Here is a 10757-nt window from a genome sequence, read left to right as displayed (position 1 = left end):
CGGGCTGTGGGCCGCCGCGGCGACCGTGCTGCGTGCCGGTGCCTCGGGCAGCGGCACGGTGGTGCGGGCCGAGTTGCTGCGGGCGGTGCACCAAGCTCGTGTCGCGGGTCTGCACCGCGCGGCCGCGAGTGGGCTGCGGGTCGCCGCGGCGCTGGCCGCCGCTCGGAGCAATGACGCGTCCTTCGACCGTGCCGTGCTGACCGACGACCTGCTCGACCTTCTCCTGCTCTGCCACGACCTGCGCGCAGGCACCGGCAACCCAGACCAGCTGCGCGGCACCGCTCGACGCGAGTACCGCCCGGTTGGGTCGCTTCGGCTGTACGGGTTGTGCACCGAAGCCGTCATCGCCAACAACGGTTATGGCGGCGTCGTGACCCACCTGGTCGACACGGACGGTCTACTGTGGACTATTCCCGCGATCATGCCGGGCGGTGCGGAACGGGTGCCGGCCGCCGCGAACGGGCCGGTGGCGGTCGGCGAGTCCGGGCTTACCCACCGGGCACTCGGCCGGGCCGGGCTGGTACTGTCCGGCGGCACCGCGTCCCCTGACCGCCGCCTCGGTGCCGGCCAGAAGGTGCGTGCCGTCGCGGCGAAGGGCGTCGCCTGGAACGAACCGCCGGTGGCGCACCTGTGGCAGGAACCGTTGACCGACCAGGTCGCCAGGGCGTTCGCCGCCCACGCACTCCCCGAGCCCGACCGCCCGGCGGGTGCGGACCTGCTCTTCCTCGACGCGGAGTTGCTCGGCGCCGCGGGCCCTGCCCTGCGGGTGGCGGCAGGGGGCACCGAGATCGACCTGACCGGCGACACCGACCGCACCCGCCAGAACCTGCGTGTCCTGGCCGCCGCCACCGGCACCCGGCTGCGCGTGATCGCCCGCCTCCTCCCCCACCAGCCCGGCACCGCCACCGCCCTCGCCGTCCAGGGCGATGCCCTCACCTTGCCCAAGGCGCTGAACGGCACCGTCCACCTTGCCTTCGACCAACTCCAGCGTTCCCATGTCCCGGCGGGCGACCCCCGCGACCTCCCGGGGCGCCGGCCGCCCGAGCACCGCGTCCCGCCGCCGCTGCACCCGCTGCGCAACCTCGTGCACCGCATCGCCCTCGCCGGCCGCTCGGTCGCCACCGCCACCTCGTCGGACCGGAACGTCCAGTCCCTGACCGCGAACGGCCTCACCACCACCGCGGCCGTGCTCTCCACCCTGAGCGCCACCACGCACGCCCGCCACCGCGACGCCTTCGGCCGCACCACCGACGACCACACCGACGACTTCCCCCGCGCCTGGCTGACCGCCGCCCTTCACCTGCGCGAGTTCACCACGGCGGCGGCACACCACACCTGGCTGTCCACATAGGACATAAGGTCTGAGCGGGGTGATGGGATCGCCTGCGGCTGAACGGACCTCGTCGTCCGGCGGCCGCGATCACTACAGTTCTTCCTGTCGGTGATGCGTCGGGGTGATCTACTGGGGGATCATGATGAGGCGGCGTGTTCTGTCGGTACTGGCGTGCGTCGTGGCGGTCGCCGCCGCACTGGGTCTCGCCGGCGCACCCGCGTCAGCGCAGACAATCATGCTGCAGGGTAAGGTCCTCGCGCGGTTCACCGGGGTGCCGGTGCCCGGGGCCTGCGTCTCACTGTTCGACGACACGGCCACCGAGGTCGCCCACACCTGCGCGGACGGCGTCGGCGACTACCGGTTCGACGACACGCCCGCGGGCTCGTACCGCGTCAGGACCTCGGCCACCGGATACGCCGACACCTGGTACGCGGTGCATTCCGGCGTCGACGCGCGGGACTTCGCTTCCGCCGACCCAGTACACCTGCCGCGACAGCTCAACCTCGGTCTGCGGCCGGCGGGTGTCGGTACGATCAGTGGCCGCCTGACCGACCGCGGCGCTCCCGTGGCCGGCTACTCGGTCTCCTACGTCGACGTCGACGGCAACCACTGGGGGAACCAGTCGGTCCGTACCGACGCGGATGGCCGGTACTCGTTCTCGGGACTGTGGGTCGGACACTACATGCTGCAGTACAGCAACACCCCGCTCGTGCAGTACTACCACCAGAAGGAGAGCCTCTCCGACGCCGAGCCGGTCGTGGTCACCGACGGGCCGGCCACCGTGGTCGACGAGGAGCTGATCCCACCCGGCACGGTCGAGGCCACGATGACCGACGCGAAGACCGGCGCTCCGGTGCAACGATTCTGTGTGGTGGCCCCAGGAAGCGGCCTCAACCAACGGCCGTGCACGACCACCGGCCTACTGCGGCTCGAGCTGGCTCGGGGTAGGTACTCCCTGGCGTTCAACGGCAGCCCCGAGTACTTCGGCACCAACGTCGGGAACGTGGTCGTCACCCCGAACGCGACCACCGTCGTCACCGCTGTCGCCGAGCCGGGCCTGGCCGTGCACACCACGGTCCGGGACGCCGAGACAGGCGACCCGGTGGCCGGGACCTGCCTCCAGACCCTCGAGATCGGCGCTCCCGGCATCGGCACGTGGGACGATGACGAGGGCTGCAGCGACGCGAACGGCGAAGTCACGATCGGACCGTTGCGGCCATCGACCTACCGGTTGCTGGCCATCCCCGGCGACGGCGCCCACGGCATGCAATGGGTCGGGCCCAACGGCGGAACGGGCGACCAGGAGCAGGCGACACAGGTGACCGGCAATCCCGGCACGCTGACAACGCTGCCCGACATCCACCTGGACCCGGCCGGCACCGTCACCGGCATCGTGCGTGACGAACAGACCGACGCGCCGGTGCGGGGCGTCTGTGTTTTCCCGTACGCGACCGACTGGGGCTACGGCGACTTCTGCACCGGGCTGGACGGTCGGTACCGCATGACCGGGCTCGGACCGTACGACTGGCCGCTGGAGTACGCGGACACCTCGGACACCTACGGGTGGCAGTGGTCAGGTGGCGCCGCCAACCGGCTGGCCGCCACAGCGGTCACGGTCGTCGCGGGCCAGGAGGTGACCGCCGACGAGCGGCTGCGGCCCGCCGGCGCCATCACCGGGCTGGTCACGGTCGCGGACGTGGAGTTCTCGGACGTCTCCGTGATCGCCTACGACGCCACCACCGGTGACTATGTCGGCCCCAGCGCGTTCGGCGCACCCGACTTCGTGCTCGGCAATCTCGGTGCGACCACCGTGAAGATCTTCTACCGGGACATGAGCACCGGAGCTCAGGGCTGGTATCTGGCCGCGACCTCGCCGGCCACGGCGACCCCCGTTTCAGTGCAACCCGGTGTGACGACGACGGTCGCCGACCAGGTACTCACCCCGTGACGGGACCGGTCCCCTTCCGAAGTTGCGCGCGATAGTGGTCCAGCACGTCCTGGCGCAGGAGGGCGCCGAAACCGGCTGACTGGATCCGCATGCCGAGCTGCGCCTCCGACACGTTCATGGCGGTCGCGGTGTCGGCCAGATGCCAGTCGTTGGTGGCGAGTTGGGTCAGCAGGTGGCCGCGTCGTACCTGCTTCTCGGACAGGCGGAACGTCTTGAGGTAGGCGGTGGTGCCACGCCGGTCGGTGATCAGCTCACCGATGTGGTTGGGCTCGCCGGGCCGGAACCCCGGCAGGAACCGCGACAGCGTGAAGTCGCCGAGCCGGTACACGCGCCGGATGTCGTAGCTGGGTTCGAGCAGTCCGGCGGCCATCGTCGAGTCGTGGAACGCCGCCCAGTCCGCGCGCTGCCGCCCGGCCGCGGCACGCAGGTCGGCCAGCGTGCGCACCTGTGTGTCGCTGATCGCCGCGTGGAACCGCGGCACGGGCAGGGCGAGCATCGCGTAGTGGTAGATCATCTCGCCGTACAGGTCGAGCAGCAGCGTCGGGTGCAGCGCGCGGTAGTCGTCGGGGTGCGGCACCACGAACGCCGCCGCCAGCGCGTCGGCCACGTAGCAGAGCACACCGCACTGTCCAGGGTGGATCTCGAACACCCGCAGCGCGTCGGCAAGGCCCGCGACGTTCGCGCCTCGGTAGGCCTGCTCCTCGCGTGGGGACAGCCCGCGGGCGACGGCCCGCTGGGACCACTCGTCCCAGACGATCGTCGGACCGCCGAAGTGCAGCGCGAGGTAACCCTCCAGGGCAAGGTGCAGCGGCATGAACCGCAGCCGGTTCTTGTCCACTCGCTTGGCCATCCGTCGGTGCGTGCGCAGCGGCATGCAGCCCACGGACGTGGTGGTGCCGTCCTTGGTCAGCTGGGTGCCGTAGGCGGCGGCGGGCGTGCCGTCTCCGTTCCACGTGGCCACGAATCCGTGCGGTATGTAGCTGACGTAGGAGGACCTGGCGTTCAGCGCGACCACCGCCGACTCGATCTCGTAGACCTGGTTGTGCAGCCGCAGTCCGGTGATCGGTCGGTCACGGACCAGCGGCACCAGCCGCACGCCGCCCCACACCTGTGCCGGCAGCACGGTCAGCCCATCGAGGCTCAGCCTCGTCATACCGACTCCCCGAGGAACAGCGCGGTGCGCTGGGTGAGATAGGACCGCAACACGTCCAGCTCGCCGGCGCCCGATGCGAACTGGGCGAACTCGACCAGTGCCGGGATGTCCTCGGCGTCTCGCACACCGACGGTGGGCACGTCGGCCGACAGCCGGTGTACGTCGAAGTCGTCGGCGTCGTACACCGGGTTGAGGTGCACCACCGCGGTGCGACGCTCCGGGTCCAGCCGCGCCCGCCACACCCGCAGCACCTCGGCGGCCAGCCCGGGCGGGGCGTTGTCCCAGCCGTCGGACACGATCAGCAGCCGTTCCGGCGCGTGCTCGAGCCCGTCGAGCACGCGCTCACCCAGGGGCGTCGCACCGTACGGGTAGAGCAGCAGCGCGTCGGTCCGCCCCGAGGTCCACAGTGGAACGTAGGTGGTCGCCAGCGCCTCCAGCAGGAAGTGCGCGGCCAGCGCCACGGCCAGGGGGCGACGCCGCTTCTGCGTCGAACCGATCGACGAGAAGCTGTCGTCGAGCACCGCGACCACCCGGCCCCAGCGTCCGGCGTGCCGGCCGGCGACGCGACGCGCGGCGGCACGCAGAACGCCGGTGAGCTCGGTCCGCCGGGCCGCCCGGTCGTCAAGGGACAGCGACAGCACGTAGGACGCCAGCCTGGTCAGCGGCATCGCGGTCAGGTCAACGGCCACGTCGATCCCGGCCCGGTCAGCCACTCCCTGCAGTCGCAGCCGCTCCAGCCGCGTCATCGTCGGCGTGGCGCGCTCCAGGAACAGGGCGCGGTCGATCCCGTGCCGGGCGGCGAAGCCCTCGGCGACCGTGAACGGCAGCTCGTAGACCGCGGCCTTCTCGTAGTGCGCGCGCCGCCAGGAGTCCAGGATCGCCGTGCTGTAACGGTTGTGGCGCCGGGCGAACAGGAACGGGCCGAGCTCGCCCGGTGGGGCCAGGTGCGCGTGCCGTGTCGCCTCCTTGACCGCGCCGCGGTACTTCACCGCGTCGAACGCCGGATCCGGCCGGGCGGCCAGCCAGTCGCGGATGATCGCCCGGGTCAGCCGGTTGTTGACCCGCGACCGCCGCAACGTCCGGAACAGGTCGTAGACCCGCTGCGGCGGCAACAGAGCCAGGCGCGCGGCGATCAGCCGGCCCTCCAGGCGGCGCTCGTCGGGGCTCACCTCACCGGGCGAATCCAGCAGGTTCGCTACGATCAGCACGGCGTTGTGGTCGTTGATGTCCAGTGCGAGCGTCGCGGCGTACAGGTCGCGGTAGTTGCCGACGATGTAGCTGTGCAGGAAGTCCAGCGACAGCCGCTGGTGCCCGGCGTCGCCGCGGAACTCCCGCTGACCAGTAGCGGTGATCGCCGCGTTCACGAACAGCAGCAGATCCGACGCGGCAAGGGTGTCCATCACTCCTCCGGGCAGACGAACGGTGGCGCCGGCCGGGGAATGAGGGCGCGAGCAGCGAATCACCGCTTCAGAGACGAGTTCCGGAAGTCGCGCCGAAGTCCCACGGCCGGCCCGAGGACAGTAGCAACGATCGGCGGGCCGGGACCCCTGAATTAGCGTGGCTTGTCCGGGAAGGACACGGGCAGTGGCCGTCGCGGGACGGGCTCGGACACCACGATCGACGTGGTGGTCTGGCCGAACATCAGGAACCGGTCGAGCACCTCCTCGAGCTGACTGATCGACGGACCGTGCACCTTGAGCAGGAAGCAGTCCTCGCCGGTGATCCGGTAGCACTCGACGACCTGCGGCGTGTCCTGTGCCGCCGCCACGATCTTGGGCAGCTGGCCGGGGCCGGGCCGGATGCGTACCAGAGCGGTCACCGGCATGCCGAGGGCGGCCGGGTCGACCTCCATCCGGAAGGCGGTGATCACGCCGGCCCGTTCCAGGCGCTGTACCCGCTCGGTGACCGCGGGCGCCGACATGCCGACGCGGCGGGCGAGCGCCGACATGGACAGTCGCGGATCGCCGTGCAGCTCGTTCAGCAGCCGCACGTTCACCTCGTCCAGCAGCTGCGATCGATCAGTGAAGGTGCCTTGGCCATTTGACCTTGAGTTTCCAGACAACTCACGCCGTCTTCCTGGTTAGTGCCATTCCGGGTGTGGGTTCCACTTTGGAAGATACTCCGGGTGACCACACTGTCCAGGCGGGTGCCGGCGCCGGCCTACTTCGGCATCAGCGCGGTCTTCCACTATCTCGGGCCGGCCTTCGCCGTGTTGCTGTTCGCCCAGGTGGACGTCCTCGGCGTGGCCTGGCTGCGGATCGCCAGCGCCGCGGTGGTGTTCGCGGTGTGGCGCAGACCGTGGCGGCTGGTCCGGCATCTCACACGGGAACAACGACGGGTGCTGCTCGGGCTCGGCGTGGTGCTGGCGGCCATGAACGCGACGTTCTACCTGGCCATCGCCCGGCTGCCGCTGGCCACCGTCGGCGCGATCGAGTTCCTCGGCACGATCGTCCTCGCCGCCATCGGTGTGCGGAGCGGCCGCAACGCGATCGCCCTCGTGCTGGCCGTGGGTGGGGTGGCCGCGTTGACCGACATCCAGCTCGCCGGCCAGCCGCTCGGGTTCGTCTTCGCGTTCGCCAACTGCGCGCTGTTCACGCTGTACGTGATCCTCGGCCACCGGATCGCCAACACCGGCGCCGGTCTCTCCGGGATCGACCAGCTCGGTGCCGCGATGCTGATCGCCACGGTGGCCGCGACACCGTTCTGCGTCGGCGCCGCCCCGGCCCTCACCGACCCGGCCGCACTGCTGGCCGGTGCCGGAGTCGGCATCTGCTCGTCGGTCATCCCCTATGTGACCGACCAACTCGCGATGGCCCGGCTACGACGGAACACCTTCGCGCTGATGCTGAGCATCCTGCCGGCGGTCGCGACGGCGATCGGGATCACTGTGCTCGCCCAGGTCCCCACCCTCCAGGAGCTGACCGGCATCGCGCTGATCGCCTGCGGTGTCGCGGTCCACCAGGAACGACGGGGGCACTGAGGGGTCAGCGCGCGCCCGTCGGTCACGTTGAGCGGGCGAAGCAGGTGCCCTTCGCGTCCGGGAACAGGTCGGGGGCGAGGCCGATCGCGACGTCGCGGATGAGCACGTCCACGTCGAGGTAGGTCTTGGCGCGGCACTCGTCGAAGTTCTCGTCGACCCCGGCGATGAAGTCGCCTTCCTTGAACGGCCGGAACTGGCTCATGCGCGGGTCGGTTCTCAGCGTGTCCTGGGCCATGGTCATGGGGTCGTAGACCACGAAGAAGTCGGCGCCCGCCCCGGCGCCGATGCTCTCCTCGAAGTCGTACGGTTTGCCGTTGGGGGCTGGGTTGTCGCCGGCGAAGACGTTGCTCACGCCGAGTTCCGTGAAGAGGCGGCCGACGAGGGTCTCGTCGCCGTGTGCGTAGACGAACTCGCAGCCTCGTTCCGCGTTGATGCACAGGTAGCCGACCTCGCGGTCGTCCACCTTGCCCGAGATCGTGGCGACGACGTCGTCGAACCTGGACCTGATCGCGTCGAACTCGGTGTTCGCGGCGGCTTCGGCGTTGTAGAAGGCGGCGATCATCTTGATCCACTCCGCTGAGGCCAGCGCGTGTCGCTCCATCCGGTTGGACACGCTCACCCCGGGCAGCCCGGCGGCGCGGGCGCCTGAGACGTCGTCGAAGCCCTGACCGAACCCGGACATCAGGATGACCTGGTTCTCGAGGCCGAGGATCGCCTCCCGGTTGAGGTCGGTGTACTCGCCGATGGACATCGGCGTGCCCGCGTCGGACACCACACCGGCGTACCAGTCGTCCTTCTCCGCCCAGCCCAGAAGCTCGCCGGACAGGCCCTTGATGGTGTCGTTCTTGCCCAGCCGGTCCACCATGGCCAGTGCGTTGAACGAGGTGACCGACACGTTGGTGACCGGGACCTCGACGAACAGCGCGTCGCCGGCGGCCTCGGGTCGTGGCGTGCCGCACTGGTAGAGCACGTACGTCAGCTTGTCCCCCTCGGCGTTCTCGGTGTCGGTCAACGTGATGGTCTTGTAGGAGCCGTGGTAGCTGATGTCCCACAGCTCCGACTCCTCCACCGTGCTCTTGTCGGGGAAGTAGTCCTTGCCCTCCGCGTAGTCGGTGACACAACCCGCCGTGCTCCCGGTGTCGCTCGACGCGTCGGAGCCTCCGCACCCGGCCAGGGCGATGGGCAGCACCAGTAGTGCGACAGCGGAGCGGATGACCTTCTTCACTGTGGTGCTCTCCTGCTTGTCAGATGGATGACGAGGGATTCGAAGCCGAGCCCTTCCGTCCCGTCGAGCTGCCAGAGGCACGGGGTGCCGTGCATGACCTTCAGGACGGGGCCGGAGATGTCCTCTGTGGATGTCCAGCCTGCGCGCCGCACGGCGTGTTCGGCCCACTGCCGCAGCCGCCCGTCGGCGGCCACGTGCACGGTGGCGCCCGGGTCTCCGTCGGCGTCGGCGACGACGATCGTGGCGGCGGCGTCGTCGAAGGACATGTTGGCCCCGGCGAAGGTCCGGGTGATGGCGCCGCTGTAGGCGAGGTCCTCCGGGGCACTGGCCGTGACCGTCGCATCAGGACCGACCAGCCACACCTGGTCGGCGCGGCGGAGCGCGAACCCGAGGTCGTGGGTCGACAGGATGATCGCCGCACCGGTTGTCGTGGTGAGCCGGGTCAGCATCGCCGCGAGCTCGATCCGGCGGGCGACGTCCAGGAAGGCGGTGGGCTCGTCGAGTACCAGCACCGCCGGCTCCTGGGCGAGGGCTCTGGCGACCATCACCCGTTGCCGTTCGCCGTCGGACAGGTCGGTCAGCATGCGGTCACGCAGTTCCGCGACGTCGGCGTCGGCGAGGGCCCGGTCGACGGCGGCGCGGTCCTGTTCCTTCTCACCGCCGACCCACGACCGGTACGGCAGCCGGCCGAGATTCACCACCGCCTCGACGCTCATCAGTCCCACGTCGACGGGCTCGGTCAGCACGACCGCGAGCCGTTGGGCTCGGTGCCGGGGTGAGAGGGTCGCGAGGTCCTGTCCGTCCAGCAGTACCCGGCCGGCCAGCGGGGGCTGCGCTCCGACGAGGGTGCGCAGCAAGGTGGACTTGCCGGCGCCGTTGGGGCCGATCAACGTGATCAGCTCGCCGGGTCGGGCGACCAGCTCGACGTCGTGCAGCACGGTGACGCCCGGATGTCGGCGGCGCTTCCGGTAGCCCGCGCTCAGTGCGAGGGTCTGCAATGCCGGTCGGGTTTCCTCGGTCACTGTGTCCCCCTTCGTGCCCTACCGGACATGAGCACCCAGAGGATCACCGGTGCGCCGACGAACGCGGTCACCGACGTGAGCGGCAGTGACGTGCTGGTGATCCCGTTACCACCGGCGATGAACTCGGCGACGAGCACGATGATCGCCCCGGTGAGCGCACTGGCCGGGAGGACCAGCCGGTGATCGGCGGTGCGCAGGAGTCCGCGGGCCAGGTGGGGCGCGGCGAGGCCGATGAAGGCGATTTCCCCGCAGTAGGCGGTGATGATGCCGGCGAGTCCGGCGACGCTGGCGAGGGAGAGGAAGTGGACGCGCCGGACGTTGATCCCCAGGCTGGCGGCATACCGTTCGCCGAGCAGCAGAGCGTTCAGCGGCTGGGCAAGGAGAATCGACACGCCGAGGACGGCGCCGCAGGTGATGCCGACGATCTGTAGCTCGTTCCAGGTCACGTTCCGCACCGAGCCGCGGCGGAAGGTCGTCAGCGCCTGCAAGCGGTCCGGGTCGGTGTAGTAGACGAGCATGTCGACGCCGGCTTCGGCCAGGTAGCCGAGCATGACGCCGATGACGAGGACCACGACCGGGTTGCCTACGCGGCGGGAGATGCCGAGCGTGATGAGCAGGACCACGGCGGCACCGGCGACGGCGGCACCGGTGACCCCGAGTTGGCTGACCACGCCGAGTCCGGCCAGCCAGCCGACACCGCTGGTGCCCAGGATGACGATGGCGGCGCCCAGGATGGCGCCGGAGTTGACCCCGAGCACGAACGGCTCGGCCAGCGGGTTGCGGAACAGGGTCTGCATCTGGACCCCACTGACCGCGAGCGCGGCGCCGGCCAGCAACCCGGCGACGACCTTGGGCAGTCGGGCGTCCATGACGATGGTCTGGTTGATCTCGGACTCGGTGCCCTGCCCCGTGAGGATCCGCAGCACCTCGCCGATCGGGATGGCGATCGAGCCCTGCGCGATCAGGACCACGACGGCGCTCAGGAGCAGGAGGACGAGCAGCACGAACAGCCCTGCCACGTACCCGGTGCGTCGACGCGGTGTTGACTCGCGCGACGGTGCGGGAACCTCCTCGACGTCCGTGTCACTCACCGACA

At 70.3% G+C, this 10757-nt stretch carries 9 protein-coding genes; 3 read left to right on the top strand and 6 right to left on the bottom strand.

Features of this window, described 5'->3' with window-relative positions:
* A partial coding sequence (locus VF106_RS06865; RefSeq protein ID WP_330838723.1) for a hypothetical protein occupies positions 1–1351 on the top strand: 1351 nt, incomplete at its 5' end.
* A gap of 124 nt (positions 1352–1475) precedes the next feature.
* On the top strand, positions 1476–3281 hold the full coding sequence (locus tag VF106_RS06860) for an MSCRAMM family protein (RefSeq protein WP_330838722.1): 1806 nt from the start codon (positions 1476–1478) through the stop codon (positions 3279–3281).
* On the opposite strand, the gene VF106_RS06855 is transcribed toward VF106_RS06860, so the two are convergent.
* The 3 genes from VF106_RS06855 to VF106_RS06845 all read right to left on the bottom strand — a co-directional run bounded on the left by VF106_RS06855 (position 3271) and on the right by VF106_RS06845 (position 6430).
* Complete coding sequence (locus VF106_RS06855; RefSeq protein WP_330838721.1) at positions 3271–4434, bottom strand: ARPP-2 domain-containing protein; 1164 nt, start codon at positions 4432–4434, stop codon at positions 3271–3273. The two genes, VF106_RS06860 and VF106_RS06855, sit on opposite strands and share 11 nt — an antisense overlap.
* On the bottom strand, positions 4431–5834 hold the full coding sequence (locus tag VF106_RS06850; protein ID WP_330838720.1) for a hypothetical protein: 1404 nt from the start codon (positions 5832–5834) through the stop codon (positions 4431–4433). The genes VF106_RS06855 and VF106_RS06850 overlap by 4 nt, the downstream gene beginning before the upstream one ends.
* 152 nt (positions 5835–5986) lie before the next feature.
* On the bottom strand, positions 5987–6430 hold the full coding sequence (locus VF106_RS06845) for an Lrp/AsnC family transcriptional regulator (RefSeq protein WP_330838719.1): 444 nt from the start codon (positions 6428–6430) through the stop codon (positions 5987–5989).
* Between the two features lie 129 nt (positions 6431–6559).
* Here VF106_RS06845 and VF106_RS06840 point away from each other — a divergent pair, with 129 nt between their 5' ends.
* Positions 6560–7414: an EamA family transporter gene (locus VF106_RS06840; protein WP_330838718.1), complete on the top strand. Its 855-nt coding sequence runs from the start codon at positions 6560–6562 to the stop codon at positions 7412–7414.
* A gap of 22 nt (positions 7415–7436) precedes the next feature.
* Here VF106_RS06840 and VF106_RS06835 read toward each other — a convergent pair whose 3' ends face one another.
* The 3 genes from VF106_RS06835 to VF106_RS06825 are packed head-to-tail and all read right to left on the bottom strand — an operon-like array spanning position 7437 to position 10752.
* Positions 7437–8639, bottom strand: a complete 1203-nt coding sequence (locus tag VF106_RS06835; protein ID WP_330838717.1) for an ABC transporter substrate-binding protein — start codon at positions 8637–8639, stop codon at positions 7437–7439.
* A complete protein-coding gene (locus tag VF106_RS06830) occupies positions 8636–9661 on the bottom strand; it encodes an ABC transporter ATP-binding protein (protein WP_330838716.1) in 1026 nt (341 codons plus the stop codon). The genes VF106_RS06835 and VF106_RS06830 overlap by 4 nt, the downstream gene beginning before the upstream one ends.
* On the bottom strand, positions 9658–10752 hold the full coding sequence (locus tag VF106_RS06825) for a FecCD family ABC transporter permease (RefSeq protein WP_330838715.1): 1095 nt from the start codon (positions 10750–10752) through the stop codon (positions 9658–9660). The genes VF106_RS06830 and VF106_RS06825 overlap by 4 nt, the downstream gene beginning before the upstream one ends.
* Between the last annotated feature and the right edge of the window lie 5 nt (positions 10753–10757).

The sequence above is a fragment of the Actinophytocola sp. genome, from assembly GCF_036378875.1.
Classification (GTDB): Bacteria; Actinomycetota; Actinomycetes; order Mycobacteriales; family Pseudonocardiaceae; genus Actinophytocola.
Note: the sequence above shows the minus strand (reverse complement) of the source record. Positions and strands in the feature narration are given on the sequence as shown.